The 20,798-nt window shown below is 36.1% G+C and carries 16 protein-coding genes; 15 read left to right on the top strand and 1 reads right to left on the bottom strand.

Annotated elements, in window-relative coordinates; genetic code table 11:
• The first annotated feature begins 166 nt into the window (after window positions 1-166).
• The 8 genes from dnaE (at window position 167) to AC4GZ8_RS15935 (ending at window position 11,264) form a co-directional block, all read left to right on the top strand.
• On the top strand, window positions 167-3,493 hold the full coding sequence (gene dnaE, locus AC4GZ8_RS15900; protein ID WP_491082871.1) for a DNA polymerase III subunit alpha: 3,327 nt from the start codon (window positions 167-169) through the stop codon (window positions 3,491-3,493).
• Window positions 3,494-3,820: 327 nt separating this feature from the next.
• The gene (ystJ, locus tag AC4GZ8_RS15905) at window positions 3,821-5,050 is read left to right on the top strand and encodes an NADP-dependent malic enzyme (RefSeq protein ID WP_491082872.1); all 1,230 of its coding nucleotides are present in this window, start codon (window positions 3,821-3,823) and stop codon (window positions 5,048-5,050) included.
• Window positions 5,051-5,067: 17 nt separating this feature from the next.
• On the top strand, window positions 5,068-5,694 hold the full coding sequence (locus tag AC4GZ8_RS15910; protein ID WP_491082873.1) for a FadR/GntR family transcriptional regulator: 627 nt from the start codon (window positions 5,068-5,070) through the stop codon (window positions 5,692-5,694).
• A 131-nt stretch (window positions 5,695-5,825) separates the two neighbouring features.
• The gene (gene accD / locus AC4GZ8_RS15915; protein ID WP_491082874.1) at window positions 5,826-6,704 is read left to right on the top strand and encodes an acetyl-CoA carboxylase, carboxyltransferase subunit beta; all 879 of its coding nucleotides are present in this window, start codon (window positions 5,826-5,828) and stop codon (window positions 6,702-6,704) included.
• On the top strand, window positions 6,698-7,675 hold the full coding sequence (gene accA / locus AC4GZ8_RS15920; RefSeq protein ID WP_491082875.1) for an acetyl-CoA carboxylase carboxyl transferase subunit alpha: 978 nt from the start codon (window positions 6,698-6,700) through the stop codon (window positions 7,673-7,675). The genes accD and accA overlap by 7 nt, the downstream gene beginning before the upstream one ends.
• 255 nt (window positions 7,676-7,930) lie before the next feature.
• Window positions 7,931-8,890, top strand: coding sequence for a 6-phosphofructokinase (pfkA, locus tag AC4GZ8_RS15925; RefSeq protein WP_491082876.1), 960 nt, complete (start codon window positions 7,931-7,933; stop codon window positions 8,888-8,890).
• 124 nt (window positions 8,891-9,014) lie between these two features.
• Window positions 9,015-10,775 (top strand): pyruvate kinase, encoded by a 1,761-nt coding sequence (pyk, locus tag AC4GZ8_RS15930; RefSeq protein WP_491082877.1) that lies wholly within the window; start codon window positions 9,015-9,017, stop codon window positions 10,773-10,775.
• Between the two features lie 102 nt (window positions 10,776-10,877).
• Window positions 10,878-11,264 (top strand): FxsA family protein, encoded by a 387-nt coding sequence (locus tag AC4GZ8_RS15935; RefSeq protein ID WP_491082878.1) that lies wholly within the window; start codon window positions 10,878-10,880, stop codon window positions 11,262-11,264.
• Window positions 11,265-11,353: 89 nt separating this feature from the next.
• Here AC4GZ8_RS15935 and ytvI read toward each other — a convergent pair whose 3' ends face one another.
• Window positions 11,354-12,472, bottom strand: coding sequence for a sporulation integral membrane protein YtvI (ytvI, locus tag AC4GZ8_RS15940; RefSeq protein ID WP_491082879.1), 1,119 nt, complete (start codon window positions 12,470-12,472; stop codon window positions 11,354-11,356).
• Window positions 12,473-12,659: 187 nt separating this feature from the next.
• Between ytvI and AC4GZ8_RS15945 the strand changes: the two genes are divergently transcribed.
• The 7 genes from AC4GZ8_RS15945 to pnpS all read left to right on the top strand — a co-directional run bounded on the left by AC4GZ8_RS15945 (window position 12,660) and on the right by pnpS (window position 20,644).
• The gene (locus AC4GZ8_RS15945; RefSeq protein ID WP_491082880.1) at window positions 12,660-13,121 is read left to right on the top strand and encodes a DUF441 domain-containing protein; all 462 of its coding nucleotides are present in this window, start codon (window positions 12,660-12,662) and stop codon (window positions 13,119-13,121) included.
• A 603-nt stretch (window positions 13,122-13,724) separates the two neighbouring features.
• Entirely contained in the window at window positions 13,725-14,843 is a 1,119-nt protein-coding gene (gene citZ, locus AC4GZ8_RS15950; RefSeq protein WP_491082881.1) for a citrate synthase, read from the top strand.
• A 200-nt stretch (window positions 14,844-15,043) separates the two neighbouring features.
• Window positions 15,044-16,315, top strand: a complete 1,272-nt coding sequence (gene icd / locus AC4GZ8_RS15955; RefSeq protein ID WP_491082882.1) for an NADP-dependent isocitrate dehydrogenase — start codon at window positions 15,044-15,046, stop codon at window positions 16,313-16,315.
• Between the two features lie 123 nt (window positions 16,316-16,438).
• Entirely contained in the window at window positions 16,439-17,377 is a 939-nt protein-coding gene (gene mdh / locus AC4GZ8_RS15960) for a malate dehydrogenase (protein ID WP_491082883.1), read from the top strand.
• 105 nt (window positions 17,378-17,482) lie between these two features.
• Window positions 17,483-17,959 (top strand): MaoC/PaaZ C-terminal domain-containing protein, encoded by a 477-nt coding sequence (locus tag AC4GZ8_RS15965; RefSeq protein WP_491082884.1) that lies wholly within the window; start codon window positions 17,483-17,485, stop codon window positions 17,957-17,959.
• A 209-nt stretch (window positions 17,960-18,168) separates the two neighbouring features.
• Complete coding sequence (locus AC4GZ8_RS15970) at window positions 18,169-18,888, top strand: response regulator (RefSeq protein WP_491082885.1); 720 nt, start codon at window positions 18,169-18,171, stop codon at window positions 18,886-18,888.
• Window positions 18,881-20,644, top strand: a complete 1,764-nt coding sequence (pnpS, locus tag AC4GZ8_RS15975; RefSeq protein ID WP_491082886.1) for a two-component system histidine kinase PnpS — start codon at window positions 18,881-18,883, stop codon at window positions 20,642-20,644. The genes AC4GZ8_RS15970 and pnpS overlap by 8 nt, the downstream gene beginning before the upstream one ends.
• Window positions 20,645-20,798: the final 154 nt, after the last annotated feature.

A 20,798-nucleotide genomic window follows, 5' to 3' on the forward strand; every position in this document is an offset into this window, starting at 1 on the left:
TCAACCTCCTATATCTATGTATATGGACGACCAATTTTAAGTATGTTCACAATACAAAATTAATGGAGCCGATTTATATGTTCTTATTTGTACTGCATCCTCTACAAGGAATATAATATTGTGTAAGAAACAGATCGAAAGATTTTGCAAAGAAAGGGGGATATTCATGCCCTTTATTCATCTCCAAGTGAAAAGTGCATACAGTTTGCTTAATAGTGCAGCAAGACTAGATAAACTCGTAAGTAAAGCGAAAGAGCTTCAATTTAAGGCGATTGCATTAACGGATTATCAAGTGATGTATGGCGCCATTTCTTTTTATAAACAATGTCAACAAAATGGAATAAAGCCAATCATGGGCTTAACAATTCAAGTGATCGAAAGCGATTCACAAATCCCTCTTGTTCTTTTAGCGGAGAATAATGAAGGCTACCAAAACCTGATAAAGATAAGTAGTGCTCTACAAACTAAAACACCAGAAGGACTTCCTAAGCGATGGTTAAAAAGCTACAGCACAGGATTAATTGCTATTCTCCCTGGACGAGATATGATAAACCAAGATCGTGATCTAAACATAGTGAAAGATTACCAGTCGATTTTTGGACAACAATCATTTTACATTGGCATTCAGTTGCTATCTGGTCAAGAAGAAATCCTTGAGCATTTGATAACATTAGGAAACCAAACAAATAGTCCTCTTGTAGCGGTAAATGATGTTTCTTACATCGAAAAAGAAGATTATTTAGCATATAAATGTTTGCTAGCGATCAAAAACGGAGCCAAGCTTTCGGATGAACAAAATGTTCTTAATGAGTCAAGTGAACAATATTTAAAATCCTCTAATGACATGGTTTCTCTTTTTGAACGATATCCAGATGCCTTGGAAAATACCTTGAGGATTTCTGAAAGGTGTTGTGTAAATCTGGACTTAGGTGTTTCTCATTTACCAACATATCCAACACCGGAAAATCAAAGTGCGGATGATTATTTAGAGGAGTTGTGTTTTAAAGGATTGTCTTCCCGATTGAAGAAAAAAGATTCTATATATGAGGAACGGTTAAAGTATGAGTTATCAATAATCAAACGAATGAATTTTAGTGATTACTTCTTAATTGTTTGGGATTTTATGAAGTATGCTCACGAAAATGGAATATTGACAGGGCCAGGTCGTGGCTCTGCTGCGGGGTCACTTGTATCATATGTGTTAAGGATTACAGATGTTGACCCAATTAAGCATAGGTTGCTTTTTGAAAGGTTTTTAAATCCTGAACGTATCTCCATGCCGGATATTGATATCGATTTTCCAGATACAAGGCGTGATGAAGTGATTTCATATGTAGCTAATAAATATGGGAAACTTCATGTGGCTCAAATTATTACATTTGGTACTTTAGCAGCAAAAGCTGCCATTCGTGATGTGGGGCGTGTGATGGGAGCTTCTCCCAAAGAAACTGATGTGCTTTCTAAGCTTATTCCCTCACGTCCTGGAATATCATTAAACGAGGCGTATAAAGAATCGCAAACTCTTCAGAAAGCCATAAATGACAGTGAGCTATATAAACAAATTTTCAAAACAGCTTTGAAAATTGAGGGGCTTCCTCGTCATACTTCAACACATGCAGCAGGTGTTGTCTTAAGTGACCAGCCGCTGACAAATATAGTCCCAATACAGGAAGGACAACAAGACGTTTATTTAACACAGTTTTCTATGGATTACTTAGAAGACCTTGGTTTGTTAAAGATGGATTTTCTGGGATTAAGAAATTTATCATTAATTGAACATATCATCACACTGATTCAGCGTGGAGAAGGGAAGAATGTGGACCTTTCACAGCTGCCTTATCAAGATGAAAAAACATTTCATCTCTTATCTAATGGTGATACAACAGGTGTTTTTCAGCTTGAATCTGATGGTATGAGAAGTGTGCTAAAACGTTTGAAACCAACAGATTTAGAGGATATCGTTGCAGTAAATGCTTTATATAGACCAGGTCCCATGGAAAATATTCCTCTTTATATTGATCGAAAACATGATAGAAGTGACATAACATACATACATCCCGCACTTAAGCCTATCCTGCAGAACACATATGGTGTCATTGTATATCAGGAACAGATCATGGAGATTGCTTCCACAATGGCAGGCTTCTCATTAGGGGAGGCAGATTTGTTAAGGAGAGCCGTAGGAAAGAAAAAGAAAGAAATACTTGATAAAGAACGGGAGCACTTTGTTAAAGGGTGTCAATCAAATGGATATAGTGAGCAGGTGGCACATTCAATATATGATTTGATTGTGAAATTTGCTAATTATGGATTTAACAGGAGCCACGCTGTTGCATATAGTATGATTGCTTATCAATTGGCATATTTGAAGGCTAATTTCCCGCTTTATTTTTTTACGGCGTTATTATCAAGTGTAAGGGGAAACGAAGAAAAGGTTGCTCAGTATGTTCGGGAAGCTAAGCAAAAAGGAATCCAAGTATTACCCCCTTCCATTAACAAGAGTGCATTTCCGTTTCTAGTTGAAGGGAGAGCCATTCGTTATAGTTTGTCGGGAATTAAAAACGTAGGGGTTGCAGCTGTTAAAGAAATCTTTCACGTAAGAAAACAAAAACCATTTGAAGATCTATTTGATTTTTGCATTAGAGTTTCAATGAAAATTGTGACAAGACGAATAATGGAACAGCTTATTTTTGCTGGCGCAATGGATGAATTTAAAGTTGACAGAGCAACGTTATTGGCTAGCTTAGATGTTGCAATTGAGCATGCTGAGCTGATGACACCTGCAGATGATCATTCTTTTGATTTGTTTTTAGGTGATGAGTTTAATTTAAAGCCAAAATATATAGAGGTAGAACCATTTAAAACAGAGGAAAAACTAAGATTCGAAAAAGACTCTTTAGGGTTTTATTTTTCAAGCCATCCTGTTGAGATTTTCCGTAAAAGGCTAACAGAGATAGGGGCAAACACGATCGATCAATTACCATCGAAAGTCGATCATAAAGCTTCAATAGGTGCAATGATCGGGACTATAAGAACAATTCGAACAAAAAAAGGGGAGGTTATGGCTTTTTTAAGTTTAGGTGATGAAACCGGGGAAGTTGATGCTGTTATGTTTCCGCAAACTTATACTAAATATAGTGAAAAAGCGAAAGATGGATTGGTGTACTTGTTTGTAGGTAAGGTAGAGAGACGGCATGATAAGATACAATTTATTATTCAGCAATTAATTGCAACTGATGATTTGCGTGTGCCTGCACAACAAGAAAAGCTTTTCATCAAAATAGAAAAACAGAGTACAGATCAAAATAAGCTTATTCAAGTTAAGGATATCCTTAAAAAATTTCATGGCAATACACCAGTTTTTCTTCATTATGAGAATGAGAAACGCACCGTCCAATTACCCGAGGATTTCTTTATTACAGCATCTGATACTAGTGTAAATGAATTAATGAAATTGCTAGGAAAGGAAAATGTTGTGTTGATAAAGGGATGAGAACTATAGATGTAATATGCCTATGCTAATCGTATCTAATCTTGAAACGATACTTTACAAAGTATTGATTTATGTTATTATTTATTAATGATTAACGGGTGGTCAGACCACTTAAAGGATTTGAAAGATACATTGAAAGCAGAACGAGATTTTATCGTAGGAAACTATTGATTATCTTTTTATTGCTTAAGAAAATGATATAATTCTTAGAACTTTGGATAAGCGCTTTGACATAAAGCTCTTAAGTCGTTACTACAGGACATCGCGCTTTAGTTCTAAATTGAAGAATTATCATGTTCTAATGACTTTCACAGGGAGTGTTCATTTATGTCATTGCGAGAAGAAGCATTACATATTCATCGAGTTAACAAAGGAAAGCTAGAGTCGAAATCAAAAATTCCTGTAAAAAATGCTTATGATTTAAGTCTGGCTTATTCACCTGGTGTAGCGGAACCATGTAAAGATATTTATGATGATAAAAATAAAGTATATGATTACACAATGAAAGGCAATATGGTGGCTGTTGTTTCTGATGGGACTGCAGTGTTAGGGTTGGGAAATATTGGGCCGGAGGCTGCATTGCCTGTAATGGAAGGAAAGGCAGTATTATTTAAAAGCTTTGCTGGTGTTGATGCTTTTCCAATTTGTTTGAATACAACAGATATTGATCAAATCGTAAATACTGTTAAGCTTCTTGAACCTACCTTCGGGGGAGTTAACTTAGAAGATATAGCAGCACCAAACTGCTTTGTTATTGAAGAAAGATTAAAAAAAGAAACAAATATTCCAATCTTCCATGATGACCAGCATGGTACAGCAATTGTCACAGTAGCAGGACTTGTTAATGCCTTAAAATTAGTTGGTAAAAGCATGTCAAATATCCGCGTAGTTGCAAACGGTGCAGGAGCTGCAGGAATTGCCATAATTAAACTCTTATACCGTTATGGTGTAAGGGATATTATCATGTGTGATACAAAAGGAGCGATTTTCGAAAATCGCTTATATGGAATGAACAGTGTGAAGTCTGAAGTAGCAAAATATACAAACCGTGATCATAAAGAAGGCTCACTTGCTGATGTCATTAAAGGAGCAGATGTATTTATAGGAGTTTCTGTTCAAGGAGCGTTAACAAAAGAAATGGTCCAATCCATGAATGAGAATCCAATTATTTTTGCAATGGCAAATCCAGTTCCTGAAATAATGCCTGAGGAAGCTAAAGAAGCAGGTGCGAAGGTAATTGGAACGGGTCGCTCCGACTTTCCAAACCAAGTGAATAATGTTCTTGCGTTCCCTGGAATGTTTAGAGGAGCACTGGATGTAAGAGCAACGCATATTAATGAGCAAATGAAAATCGCGGCAGTTGAGGCTATTGCATCGCTTATTACAGAAGAGGAATTGAGCTCTGAGTATGTGATACCAGCACCTTTTGATTCAAGAGTGGCTCCAGCTGTTGCATCTGCAGTCGCAAAAGCTGCAATGGAGACAGGTGTAGCAAGAATAAAGGTTGATCCTGAGGAAGTTGCTGAAAAAACAAGGCAGCTTGCCATTATTGAATAAAAGTGAGTGATACGTCTTTGTCAGCCACACAATCAAAAGTATATATTGAGATTCTGCGTTATATTCGAGCATATATTGCAGAAAAACAACTTTCGTATGGTGATAAGATTCCTTCCGAACGAGAGTTAGCTGAAAAACTTAAGGTCGGAAGGTCCTCTGTTCGAGAAGCATTAAGAGCACTTGAATTACTTGGAATGATTGAAACGAGAAGAGGAGAAGGCACCTTTTTAAAGGACTTTAGAGAGCATAATCTTATTGAATTACTTGGCACTTTTATTTTAGAAGATTCTAAAGCGATCGATGATATTATTGAGATGAACAATCTTCTTGAACGAAACGCCTTGGATTTAATTTTATCAAATAACCAATATCGATCATTGCAAGTATTGGGGGAAAAACTCCACAAATGTGTGATGACGAGATATGAATTTATGAAAGAGTTAATGTTCTTAGCAAATAACCACCTCTTATATCGAATTTGGAATGTATTAAATGAATATGTTTACTTTGTTCATAAAGGAAATGATGAGGTTTTCTATACAAAAAAAAATGGTGAAAAGCTAATAAAGGCTTTATTGGAAAAAGACCAAATGGAAGTGTATAGAATTTATCAATTGGTATCTCTTAAAGAAAATGTCGAATAGAAACAGACAGAATTCTACAACATCCTTGTCCATCATTGGTTACAGTTAGGTTAATTGACAATAATCGAAAGAATTGATTTACTATTGAAACGAAAAAGAGTAGCAGCTTAAGTAAAGGGGAGGTACCATTTTTGCAGCTTAAAGATCTATTTACAAAGCCAAAACCAAAGAAGAAGAAATATGCCTCAATTCCTTCAGAGCAGGCAAAACAAGATGTTCCAGAGGGTATTGTGATAAAATGTCCAAACTGTAAAAAAATAATGTACACAAAGGAATTAACGAAAAATTTAAAAGTGTGTATGAATTGTTCCTATCATCATCAAATGAACGCCAGAGAGCGTATATCTAGCTTATTTGATGAAAATAGTTTTATTGAATATGATAAGGAAATGATTTCTGAAAACCCGTTGAATTTTCCTGGCTATGAAGAAAAGCTAGAAAAAGATCGTCAAAAAACAAAGCAAAATGAAGCGGTTGTTACAGGAGAAGGGACTATTAATGGATATAGGACGTCTGTTGCTGTTATGGATGCAAGTTTTAGAATGGGAAGCATGGGATCTGTTGTAGGAGAAAAAATTACTCGTGCTATAGAGACTGCAAATGAAAAAGGATTGCCTATCATCATTTTTACTGCTTCTGGTGGAGCGAGAATGCAGGAGGGTGTTCTAAGCTTAATGCAAATGGCAAAAACAAGTTCAGCTCTCAAGCTATTTAGTGACAATGGCGGTTTAATTATTTCAGTAATGACTCATCCAACTACAGGTGGAGTTTCAGCAAGTTTTGCTTCACTTGGTGATTATAACTTTGCAGAGCCTGGTGCACTTATCGGTTTTGCTGGTCGAAGAATTATTGAACAAACAATACGAGAAGAACTTCCAGAAGATTTCCAAACAGCTGAATTTCTATTAAAGCATGGTCAATTAGATGCAGTTATCAACCGACAAGATCTAAAAGAGACTCTTGGGAATATCCTTGATATCCATCAAGCAGGAGGTGAGATCACATGGTAGCTGAACTTGAATTTGAAAAGCCAGTTATGGAGCTCAGAGAAAAAATCAAAGAGCTTAAAGAATTTACAGCCCAATCTGATGTCGACTTATCTTCAGAAATTGAAAAGTTAGAAGCCAGGTTAGAGAAGCTTGAAAATGAAATCTATTCAAATATAAAGCCGTGGGATAGGGTTCAAATTGCAAGACATGCAAACCGTCCAACAACTCTTGATTATATTGAACATATTTTCACAAATTTCATAGAGTGCCACGGTGATCGCTATTATGGCGATGATGATGCGATTGTAAGTGGAATTGCTAAATTTAGAGGGGTTCCCGTTACAGTGATTGGTCACCAACGCGGAAAAGATACGAAAGAAAATATTAGAAGAAATTTTGGGATGCCACATCCTGAAGGATATCGTAAGGCATTACGATTAATGAAACAAGCAGATAAATTTAACCGTCCAATCATTTGCTTTATTGATACAAAAGGTGCTTATCCTGGTAAAGCTGCAGAAGAACGAGGACAAAGCGAAGCGATTGCTAAAAACTTGTTCGAAATGGCTGGATTATCAGTACCGGTTATTTGTATAGTCATTGGTGAAGGTGGTAGCGGTGGAGCCTTGGCATTAGGAGTAGGAAACTACATTCATATGTTGGAGAACTCTACTTATTCTGTTATCTCTCCTGAGGGAGCTGCTGCTTTATTATGGAAGGATGCTAGTTTAGCAAAAAAAGCAGCAGAAACGATGAAGATTACAGCACCAGATTTGAAAGAATTAGGTGTTGTGGATGAAATTATACCTGAAGTAAAGGGTGGAGCCCATAAGGATGTAGGTCTCCAAGCAAAGCATATTGAAGAGGTTTTGGCTAATTCTTTAAAACTACTCTCAACTATGAGTAGTAAAGAATTAATTCAACATCGTTATGAAAAATATAAAAGAATAGGTCAAGTGTCGTTTGCGAACGATCTTCTTGGGGTAAAATAGATGAACGTGTGGCCTGAACAGGTCCACGTTTTCTTTTCGGACTCTTTTACCTGTTCTCAAGGAGCACAAAATTGTACAATATTTTTGCAAAATTACATAATTCAATAAACACAGATGATAATTTATTGTATAATGAATAAGGCTCATAAAAAGGATATTCGACAAAAGTTGACTTTTAGTTGTATCTATAATATTTTCATGTTATTTTTGAAGTAATTAAGGTATAGCTATTTATTTATAGTGGGGTGAGGAAGGTTGAAAAAAATAGGTGTTTTAACAAGTGGAGGAGATTCTCCTGGTATGAACGCTGCTGTTCGAGCAGTTGTTCGTAAAGCAATTTACCATGATGTTGAAGTATATGGAATCTACCATGGATACACTGGATTAATTGAAGGTAGAATAGAGAAACTAGAACTTGGTTCTGTAGGTGACATTATTCACCGTGGAGGAACTAAACTATATTCTGCAAGATGTCCTGAATTTAAAACAATTGAAGGCCAGAAAAAAGGTATTGAGCAATTGAAAAAGCATGGTATTGAAGGATTAGTTGTCATAGGTGGAGACGGATCTTATATGGGAGCTAAAAAGCTTACTGAGCATGGGTTCCCTTGTGTAGGTGTTCCTGGAACGATTGATAATGACATACCTGGAACAGATTTTACAATTGGCTTTGACACAGCTCTAAATACAGTTATCGATGCGATTGATAAAATTCGTGATACTGCAACATCTCATGAACGTACATATGTTATTGAAGTTATGGGTCGCCATGCTGGTGATATTGCTCTATGGTCAGGATTAGCTGGAGGGGCAGAAACTATTTTAATCCCTGAAGCTGACTATGATATAGATGAAGTTGTATCCCGTTTAAAACGAGGTAATGAACGTGGAAAGAAACACAGTATCATTATTGTTGCTGAAGGTGTAGGAAGTGGTGTTGAATTTGCTAAGCAAATCGAAGAAGCTACTTCATTTGAAACGCGTGTATCTGTCCTAGGCCATGTTCAACGTGGAGGTTCTCCAACCGCATTTGACCGCGTGTTAGCTAGCAGACTAGGAGCATATGCTGTTGAATTACTTTTAGAAGGAAAAGGCGGACGTTGTGTAGGTATCCAGAAAAATGAATTGGTTCATCATGATATCCTGGAAATTCTGGATCAGCCTCATACAGTCGATGAAAATATGTACAGACTTTCAAAAGAATTATCCATATAATAACCTGGTGGTATCGTTTCCACATAGTAAATTAAAAATAAAAACAAACTAACTATGAATAGGGGAGTGGGCAATGCAGGTTGTCTATCTCCTTTATTCGTCAAAATGGCAGGAGGAAAACAAGATGCGTAAAACGAAGATTGTATGTACAATTGGTCCAGCTAGTGAAGCGATCGACAAATTGTCTGAGTTGATGCAAGCTGGAATGAATGTAGCCCGTTTAAATTTTTCCCATGGGGATTTTGAAGAACATGGTTCAAGAATTAAGAATATTAGAGAGGCTTCAGCTAAATTAAATAAAAATGTAGCGATTCTATTGGATACAAAGGGTCCAGAGATTCGTACAAATACAATGGAAAACGGAGCTATTGAACTTATTGCTGGAAATGAAATCATCATTTCTATGGACGAAGTTGTAGGGACAACAGAGAAATTTTCTGTAACATATGAAGGACTAATTGATGACGTACATACTGGGTCAACTATTTTACTTGATGATGGCCTTATTGAACTTGAAGTTCTAAGTTTAGATCATGCGAAAGGTGAAATTAAAACATTAATCAAGAACAGTGGTACATTAAAAAATAAAAAAGGTGTTAACGTACCAGGTGTTAGCGTTAAACTACCAGGGATCACTGAAAAAGATGCTAGGGACATCGTATTCGGAATTGAACAAGATGTTGATTTTATTGCTGCTTCATTTGTTCGCCGCGCTTCAGATGTTCTTGAAATTCGTGAATTACTTGAAGAGCATAATGCTTCTCATATTCAAATCATCCCTAAAATTGAGAATCAAGAGGGTGTTGACAACATCGATGAAATTTTAGAGGTATCTGATGGTTTAATGGTTGCTCGTGGAGATTTAGGTGTTGAGATTCCTGCAGAGGAAGTACCATTAGTTCAAAAAGAGTTAATTCGTAAATGTAACGCGTTAGGTAAACCTGTTATCACAGCTACTCAAATGCTTGATAGTATGCAACGCAATCCAAGACCAACACGTGCAGAAGCAAGTGATGTTGCAAATGCTATTTTTGATGGCACAGATGCGATCATGCTTTCTGGTGAAACAGCAGCTGGTTCTTATCCAGTGGAAGCGGTTAAAACGATGCATAATATCGCATCAAGAGCAGAAGAAGCTTTAGATTATAAACAAATTCTTTCAAAGCGAAGTGCAGAAGTAGGAACAACAATTACAGATGCAATTGGACAATCTACGGCTTATACGGCACTAAATTTAGGTGTATCTGCTATCGTTACCCCAACTGAAAGTGGTCACACAGCTAGAATGATTTCTAAATATCGTCCAAAGGCACCAATCATTGCTGTTACGGTTTCTGATTCAATTTCCCGTAAGTTAGCATTAGTTTGGGGAGTTTATCCAAGAAGTGGAAATCACTCAACTTCAACAGATGAAATGTTAGACAGTTCTATACTTCAAGCAATTAACAGTGGTTTAGTTACACACGGTGACTTAATTGTTATTACGGCTGGTGTTCCGGTTGGCGAGTCTGGAACAACAAACCTAATGAAAGTACATGTCATTGGTAATGTACTTGCAAAGGGACAAGGAATCGGCAGAAAATCATCTTTTGGTAAAGTTGTTGTCGCAAGTACAGCTAAAGATGCTCAAGAAAAAATGACAGATGGTGCAATTCTCGTAGCGCAAAGCACTGACCGTGATATGATGGAAGCACTTGAAAAAGCTTCTGCCTTAATTACTGAAGAAGGCGGTCTTACAAGTCATGCTGCAGTAGTTGGATTAAGCTTGGGAATCCCTGTTATCGTAGGTGTAGAAGATGCAACAACAATTTTACAGGATGGACAAGATATTACAGTTGATGCTGTTAGGGGTGTGATCTATCAAGGTCATGCAAGTGTTCTTTAATATTATTTTAAAAGAGATGTAAAAAGAGAAGGGTTCTTTCCTTCTCTTTTTTACTACAATTGAATAGTATTTAATAGAATATAATGAGAAGAGGTGAATAAAATGCGCTTACTAATGCTGCTAATCATCGTTATTCCTGCCTTAGAGATAGGAATTCTCATCCTTTCAGGCAAGACAATAGGAACCATTACAACTGTTTTGCTGATTATTTTGACAGGTGTTGTTGGGGCCTGGTTAGCAAAACAACAGGGACTAGAGACATTACGAAATGCTCAGCAGCAAATGCAATTTGGACAAATCCCCGGGGGAGCAATTATTGATGGGTTATGTATATTGATTGGAGGCCTGTTGCTGCTAACGCCAGGATTTATTACCGATACGGTTGGTTTTTTATTACTAATACCTATCACTAGAAGTAAAATTAAGCCTCTATTACAATCAGCAATTCGAAAACTTATAGAGAAAAATAGATTTACGATTATTAGATGACGGATCACACTTGATATCCATAAGGTTGATGGAGATATCAGATAATAGGGACAGTTCCCATCGAAAAAGCGGGGAACTGTCCAAAGCTTTTATTTTGCATGATTTCCCACAATGAACTTCCATAAATCTTCATAAACTCCGGCACTCTTCAATGTTTTTAATATGACTAATACGACAGGTCCCACAATTAATCCTAAAAAGCCAATCATTTTATAACCAATAAAAAGAGCAATGAGTGTTGCAAGTGGATCTAAACCGATGCTTGAAGAAAGTACTTTCGGTTCCATAATTTGTCGTTGAACTAAAACGATTATATAGAGGATTCCTAGTCCAATAGCAAGGGGCATTCCATCACTAAAGGATAGGTAGACAATCCAGGGTACAAAGATTAAACCTGTTCCTAAATAGGGAAGGATATCGACCAGACCAATTAAAAGAGCAATTGTAATCGCATAGTCTACCCTTAAAATTAATAGTCCGATTAAGACAATTGCGGTTGTAATGGAAATTAAGGTTGCTTGCGCTCGTATAAAACCAATTAATGCTTTTTTTAATTCCTCAAAGATAGTTCTTCCGCTAGATTTTGCTTTCTGTGGCAAAACAACAGAGACAGCAGACTTAAATTTATACCAGTCTTTACTTATGAAAAATGTGGCAAGTAAAGAAAAAATAATAACGGTTGCTGCGTTAGGCAACCAGCTAATCATAGCAGGGATATTTTCTAAAAAGCTTTTAATAAAGTTTCCTACACTTGAAGCAACTTGCTCGCCAATATTTTGGATATTTGCAATAATAGATTGTTGTTGATTCGTTTCGAGTGTATTAAAGAAATAAGTTAATTGATTATAAATGGGCATAATTTTTGTCACGAAAAACGTTTCAATATAAAGAGCTAATAAATCTAGGTGACCGGGGATAACTTTAGCTAAGTAGGTAGTACCAGCAACAATTTCGGCTACTAAAAGAATAAGGATGCCGGCAATCAAGCAAATTAAGAGTAAAATGGAAATGATAACGGATATTCCCCTAGGAATTCTTAAAAAGTGTTCTAATCCATTTACAATAGGGTTTATAAGCATGCTAATCAAAATGGCAATAATAAATGGATACGTGAGCGTTGCTAGATAATAACCAATGGATAAACTCAAAGCGACTATGGCCAGAATTAACAAGGCCCTCAATATGCTATTAATGTATTGCAAATTCACTCTTGCAATCCCCCTATATGCTATACTCTATGGGCTATATAAAATTCACTAGTCATAGATTTTTTATTGTTATATAGCATGTTTATTACATATGGAGCTTGTTTATACTTTATTTTTGTCCTGAACTTTGCCTGGCAATATTGAATGATGCAAATAATTTTTTATGTGGTTTTGGAGGTTTTTTTACTTGTTTAATCAATCATTTTTATTTTTAGTTATCTTATTAGCGATCGGATTTATAGCAAAGAATCAATCTTTATTGATTGCTGTTGGATGTTTGCTTCTAATAAAGTTACTAGGGTTAGAGTCTAGGTTGTTACCTACAATTGGTTCGAAAGGAATTAATTGGGGAGTAACCATTATCACGATCGCTGTATTAGTCCCTATTGCAACAGGGGAAATTGGCTTTAAACAATTAATCGATGCTTTAAAATCGTCTTATGCTTGGATTGCATTAGGTGCAGGAATAGCTGTTGCCTTGATTGCCAAAAATGGTTTAACACTTCTTGCAGAGGACCCGCATATTACAACGGCCTTAGTCTTTGGTACAATTCTCGCGGTATCGCTGTTTAACGGTGTTGCGGTGGGGCCTTTAATTGGTGCGGGGATAGCTTATTTAGCGATGCAAATAGTTAAGCTCTTTAGTTGAATATAGAAAAAACCTGAAAACGGTTTAATAAATAAAAAAATCCTGTACACTAATATAACAAATTTATGTTATTGTAATAGTAGGGATGTAGATTTTATTGAAGAAATCCTTAAAAAAACATTTTTCTAACAAATTTTTAACTATTAAAGTGGTTTTCATTCACAAAAGTCTGATAATTGTTTATAATAGGATTAGCTTCGAAAATAATCCCTGAATGCTTAAAGGTTTGCCTTTAGCAAACGAGTTATACTATCATTTCTATTTTTGCTTACCCTGATAGTATAAAATATGTCACATGAAAAAAGCCATGTGATGTTTTTTCAAAATAATAAAAAATGTAAGCATTTTCTTTTTGGGTTGCTTGCATGTGAGCAAGCGCTCAATCGTCTAAAAGTTTAAAAGTAGACATTTAAGTACTAAAAATTTTGATCAAAACAGCTATTATAATGATCTTTAATATATGATAAGAAATATATTTGACAAAAGCTTCCTTACATAGGGAACACCTTTAAAAGTTGAGGTCAACAGTATTTCTTGTACTTAAATCTTTTAAACTTTTAAGATGAATCAAATGGGGAATAAAAGGTAAAGGAGAGGTTTTTTATGACAGCAACAAAAGGTCTTGAAGGAATCGTTGCAACTACTTCATCTGTTAGCTCGATTATTGATGATACTTTAACATATGCGGGCTACAATATTGATGATTTAGCTGAAAATGCTAGCTTTGAAGAAGTGGTTTATTTATTATGGCACAGAAAGCTTCCAAATTCAGAACAACTAGCAGAGATTAAAAAACAGCTTGCTGAAAATGCTAAAATCCCACAGCAAGTCATTGAACACTTCAAAACATACCCTATCGATAAAGTTCACCCAATGGCTGCTCTTCGTACTGCCGTATCATTACTTGGATTATTTGATGAGGAAGCAGATGTGATGGATCCTGATGCAAATTATAGAAAAGCGATCCGTTTACAAGCACAACTTCCTATTGTTGTGACCACATTTGCACGTATTCGCAAAGGTTTAGAACCTGTAGAACCTAGAACAGACCTGTCAATGGCTGCAAACTTTTTATATACACTCTCTGGTCAAGAGCCAGATCAAGTTGCAATCGAAGCCTTTAACAAAGCGTTAGTATTACATGCAGATCACGAGCTTAATGCATCTACATTCACAGCACGAGTATGTGTTGCAACATTGTCAGATGTATATTCCGGTGTTACAGCAGCCATCGGCGCATTAAAAGGTCCTCTTCATGGAGGAGCAAACGAAGCTGTTATGAAAATGCTCTCTGAAATTGGGGATGTAGAAAATGTTGAGAGCTATATCAATGAGAAATTTGCAAATAAAGAAAAAATAATGGGCTTTGGCCACCGTGTTTATCGTCAAGGAGATCCTAGAGCGAAGCATCTAAAGAAAATGTCTGAGAAATTAACAAAACTAACAGGTGAACCTAAATGGTATGAAATGTCAACTAAGGTTGAAGAATTGGTTACGTCCAAAAAGCCATTACCACCAAACGTAGATTTTTACTCAGCATCTGTTTATCATAGTTTAGGTATTGATCATGATTTATTCACACCTATTTTTGCGGTAAGCCGTGTATCAGGCTGGTTAGCACATATTTTAGAGCAATATGAAAATAATCGTTTAATTAGACCACGAGCAGAATATGTTGGTCCAGATAAGCAAGCATATGTTCCATTGGAACAACGTGGCTAAGTATACAATGGATGTTAGTAGAGGTTGATTCCGAATGCATTTCCTCCCTTTTGGGGGGATGCTATATGGAATCGGTACCTACTTATCATATAATATATGGAATCTTTTATTACCAAAAATTAGAGTCCAATACTTTAAGATGTTTATATCTATTGGTAGAATAGGTATGAAGCAACTACATAATCTGGGAGGTAATTTTCTTGACACAAGGTGAAAAAATTTCAGTAACAAATGGAGTATTAAACGTACCAAATAATCCTATCATCCCATTTATTGAAGGTGACGGAATTGGACCGGATATCTGGGCTGCAGCATCACGTGTATTAGAAGCAGCTGTTGATAAAGCATACAATGGGGAAAAGCAAATTGTATGGAAAGAAGTTTTAGCAGGGGAAAAAGCATTTAATCAAACTGGAGAATGGTTACCAGCTGAAACATTAGATGTTATCCGCGAGTACCTAATTGCAATTAAAGGACCATTAACAACACCAATTGGTGGAGGAATTCGTTCACTAAACGTTGCACTTCGTCAAGAACTAGATTTATTTACATGCTTACGTCCTGTACGTTATTTCCAAGGTGTACCTTCACCTGTTAAGCGTCCAGAAGATACAGATATGGTTATCTTCCGTGAAAATACAGAGGATATCTATGCTGGTATTGAATATGCTAAAGGTTCTGAAGAAGTAGAAAAATTAATTAACTTCCTAAAGAATGAAATGGGAGTTAACAAAATTCGCTTCCCTGAAACTTCTGGTATTGGTATCAAGCCTGTATCTCAAGAAGGGACAAGCCGCTTAGTAAGAGCTGCGATCAATTATGCAATCGAGCATGGCCGAAAGTCTGTAACACTAGTTCACAAAGGAAACATCATGAAGTTTACTGAAGGTGCCTTTAAAAACTGGGGTTATGAGCTTGCTGAAAAAGAATTCGGTGATAAAGTATTCACATGGGCAGAATATGACCGCATTGTAGAAAAGGAAGGAAAAGATGCTGCTAATAAAGCTCAAGCTGATGCAGAAGCCGCTGGAAAAATTATCATTAAGGATTCCATTGCAGATATCTTCTTACAACAAATCTTAACACGTCCTCGTGAGTTTGATGTTGTTGCAACAATGAACCTAAACGGTGACTACATTTCCGACGCTCTTGCTGCACAAGTAGGTGGTATCGGAATTGCACCAGGTGCAAACATTAACTATGAGACTGGCCACGCAATCTTTGAAGCGACTCATGGTACTGCACCAAAATATGCTGGTCTTGATAAAGTTAACCCATCTTCTGTTCTTCTTTCAGGTGTTCTTATGCTTGAGCACTTAGGATGGACAGAGGCTGCAGAATTAGTGATCAATTCTGTTGAAAAGACGATTGCTTCAAAAGTTGTAACATATGATTTTGCCCGTCTAATGGAAGGTGCAACAGAAGTGAAATGTTCTGAGTTTGGTGATGAATTAATTAAGAATATGGATTAATTCTTAACAATTTATGCTTATCTAAAAATATCGGGGTTTTGCTATGTGTTTGAATGGTTTTAATTCAAAACACATAAGCAGCCCCTTTTTCCAAACCTAATACATATTAAGGGGATGTTAGATATGGCAATTAAACGTAAAAAAGTATCTGTGATCGGCGGTGGCTTCACTGGGGCTACAACTGCATTTTTATTAGGTCAAAAAGAACTTTCAGACGTGGTGTTAGTAGATATTCCGCAGATGGAAAACCCTACAAAAGGGAAGGCTTTAGATATGCTTGAAGCTAGTCCTGTCCAAGGCTTTGATGCGAATATTATCGGTACATCGAATTATGAAGATACAGCTAATTCAGACATTGTCGTGATTACTGCTGGTATTGCAAGGAAACCTGGAATGAGTCGTGATGATCTTGTTTCAACAAATGCTGGTATTATGAAATCTGTTACAAAGGAAGTAGTAAAATACTCTCCTGAGTGTACAATTATTGTATTAACAAATCCTGTTGATGCTATGACATATACAGTTTTTAAAGAATCAGGTTTTCCTAAGCACCGAGTGATTGGACAGTCAGGAGTACTTGATACAGCTCGTTTCCGTACGTTTGTTGCCCAAGAACTAAACCTTTCTGTAAAAGATATTACTGGATTCGTATTAGGCGGTCATGGTGATGATATGGTTCCTTTAGTACGATATTCCTATGCAGGTGGAATTCCTTTAGAAACATTAATTCCTAAAGATCGATTAGACGCTATCGTCGAGAGAACTCGTAAAGGTGGCGGAGAAATTGTTAATCTTTTAGGGAATGGTAGTGCGTATTACGCTCCGGCTGCATCTTTAGTAGAAATGGTGGAAGCAATTTTAAAAGATCAACGTCGCGTCCTTCCTTCAATCGTTTACCTTGAAGGTGAATATGGGTTTGATGGAATATATCTAGGTGTTCCAACTGTCTTAGGTGGAAATGGTCTAGAGAAGATTATTGAGCTAGACCTTACAGCTGAAGAGAAAGCGGCTCTTGAGAAATCTGCTGACTCTGTACGAAATGTTATGAAGGTCCTTTCATAATTAATAGATTTAACCAAGAAAGTTGGGGGATTTACCTCAATTTTCTTTTTTATACTAATTAATACTTAGCCTTTCCTTATAAAAATCGATGAAGGTGGTGCAAATATGCTTCTAGGAAAGAAACAAAAGCTTGGCAGGCATATTGAAGAAATCACGGTTGGTGAAAAATTATCATTAACTGAGAAGATTGAGGACAAAGACCTTCTCCTTTATTTAGGGTTAACCAATGATGCTAACCCTTTGTATATACAACATGATTATGCTTCTCAAACACCATACGAAAAACCGGTAGTTCCAAGTATCATGCTCACAGGGATTATTACCTCTGCAATATCAAAATATTTACCAGGTCCTGGAAGTAACATTGTCAAACAAGAGATTTCTTTTCTTCAGCCATTGCATCATTATAGTGTTATTCAATTTCTATTTGAAGTGAGTGAAGTATTTACTGCAGAGAACAAGATTGTCATTCGGGTTCATGCTGAAAACACCGAAAATGAAACTGTCTTGGAAGGAAAAGTTACTGTCTGCCCTCCATATAAAATAACACCAATCGAAGGAGAAGCATTAGAGAATTTTTAAAATAGGAAAGTGATTAAGCTGACTCATTGCGAGTCAGCTTTTTATAAATGAAAATAGCATGGTTACTTTTTTCTAGTCATATTTAAGGATATTGAAACGAATAGTTGCTCTTGATCCTATCTTTTAGCTAGAATAGAACTAGATACATTAATATAAAATAGACTGATTGGTTCAAATGAAGGGAAATTATATCCTTGGAGGCCCTATAAATGAGTAAGAGAATATTAGTAGTAGATGACGAACAATCAATTTCCACCTTATTAAAATATAACCTTGAACAGGCAGGGTATAGCGTGTTAACTGCAATGGATGGTGAAGAAGGGTTACACATATGTATAAATGAAGAACCAGATTTACTGGTTTTAGATTTAATGTTACCTAAGATGGATGGAATTGAGGTTTGTAAACAGCTTCGGCAACGTAAAATTATGGTTCCTATCCTTATGCTGACAGCTAAAGATGATGAATTTGATAAAGTGCTGGGTTTGGAATTAGGTGCAGATGACTACATGACAAAGCCTTTTAGTCCAAGAGAGGTTGTAGCTAGGATAAAGGCTATATTAAGAAGAAGTCAATCACATTCTGAGCCGGAACTTAATGAAATTGATGACGCAAATCAGGTACTAATTGGTGATTTACGGGTGTTACCTGATCACTATGAAGCCTATTATGGTAAGGAACGTTTAGATTTAACTCCAAAAGAGTTTGAATTACTTGTTTATTTAGCTAAACATAAAGGTCGTGTTCTTACAAGGGATCAACTTCTTAGTGCAGTTTGGAATTATGATTTTGCAGGGGACACGAGAATTGTTGATGTACACATTAGTCATTTACGAGAAAAAATTGAAAGAAATACAAAGAAACCGTTATATATAAAAACAATAAGAGGGTTAGGTTATAAGCTTGAGGAGCCAAAGATGAATGAATAGGTTCCGCTCACGATTTTTATTTGCTCTCATCACGTTAATTATTTCAGTATTAGCAGGGTTAGGTTTATTATTAGGTCAACTTTTTAATAGCTATTATCTAAATTCATTTAAAGAAGAAATGATGAGAGAGGCAAACCTTACACTGTCTATTGTGACAAATGAAGATTTAACAAATCAAGAGATAGAAGATCTTCTTGATGAGCTGGGAGAAAAATATAAATCACATGTAACCGTAATTTCAGCTCAAGAGCAAATTGTTTTTGAAGCTGGGATATTAAAAAAAGGTCATGATCATCAACGTCTGATGAAGAATGTATATCCGTTAATGAAAGATAGAAAAGAAGGCTACTATTATACAGACCAGGATATTGCTCATTATGGATTTCCAATTATTGAAGGATCTAATAGCGAAGGAATCGTTATTATTAGTGCATCTGTTGATTCATTAACAAAAGTGAATCAACAAATGTGGGCAATTCTTGTGGCCAGTTTAGGCATTTCTTTTATTATTATCCTTTTGATTGGAGTTCGTATTACCGCGCAATTCACTCGTCCGATTGAATCAGCGACAAAAGTTGCGATGGAGTTAGCAAAAGGGAATTATAAAGCTAGGACGTATGAAGATCATCTTGATGAAACTGGCATGTTAAGTCAGTCAATAAATATATTAGCTAGAAATCTTCAAGACATGACAAGAGCACAGGAAATGCAGCAGGACCGGCTTCAAACTCTTATTGAAAATATGGGGAGTGGCCTGATCTTAATTGATGGCAGAGGGTATATAAATCTGGTGAATAGAGCATATAAAGAACTTTTTGAGGTAGACTCAGCCAGTTTTCTTTATCAGCTTTATTATGACGCATTCAAGCATCAGGAAATCATAGAGATTGTGGAAGAAATATTTATGACCGAAGTAAAGGTTCGAAAACAGTTGCACCTTCCACTTAATATTGAGCGAAGACATTTTGAAGTTTATGGGGCTCCAATAATCGGTACAAATGATGAATGGAAAGGAATTGTTCTTGTTTTTCATGATATTACTGAATTGAAAAAATTGGAGCAAATGCGAAAAGACTTTGTAGCAAATGTTTCACACGAGTTGAAAACGCCGATCACATCTATTAAGGGCTTTAGTGAAACCTTATTAGATGGTGCTCTTAGTGATAAACAAACAGCTGAATATTTTCTTTCGATTATATTGAAAGAAAGTGATCGTCTTCAAACATTGATTAAAGATTTATTAGATTTGTCGAAAATAGAGCAGCAAGGATTCCAGCTCTCTATTCAACCATGTGATTTAAGAGAAATATTAGATGACATTTCTGTGATACTTGAAAGCAAGGCGAAAGAAAAAGATATAGAATTGACTGTTACACTCCCTGAAAACATGACATATATTGAAGGGGATATTTATCGATTAAAACAGATTTTTATTAATTTAATAAACAATGCTTTAACATATACACCACAGGGTGGATCTGTCCATGTGAAAGTTGAAAAGCATGATGGGTATGCCTTAGTAACAGTATCTGATACAGGCATAGGGATTAAGCAAGAAGAGATTCCAAGAATATTTGAGCGATTTTATCGTGTTGATCGGGCAAGAAGTCGGAATTCAGGAGGAACCGGCTTAGGCTTAGCGATAGTCAAACATCTAGTTGAGGCTCATAAAGGACAAATTAGTGTTCAAAGTGAAGTTGGTAAAGGAACGACATTTACAGTAAAATTAAATAAAAAAATTGAAAAGTTACATTAACTTTTGTGCTCTAAATCGTTTTTTCGACATACTTTACAAATAATTTACATCAAATTTAATATTGCTTAATAAAAGGTTGGTAATATACTAAGTGAAAACCCCTTCATCCAAGGAGCCAATCTTTTGGACGTAAGTCATGTACTTACGTCCCTTT

Source organism: Metabacillus sp. RB-C-LZQ-3-1 (assembly GCF_058315175.1).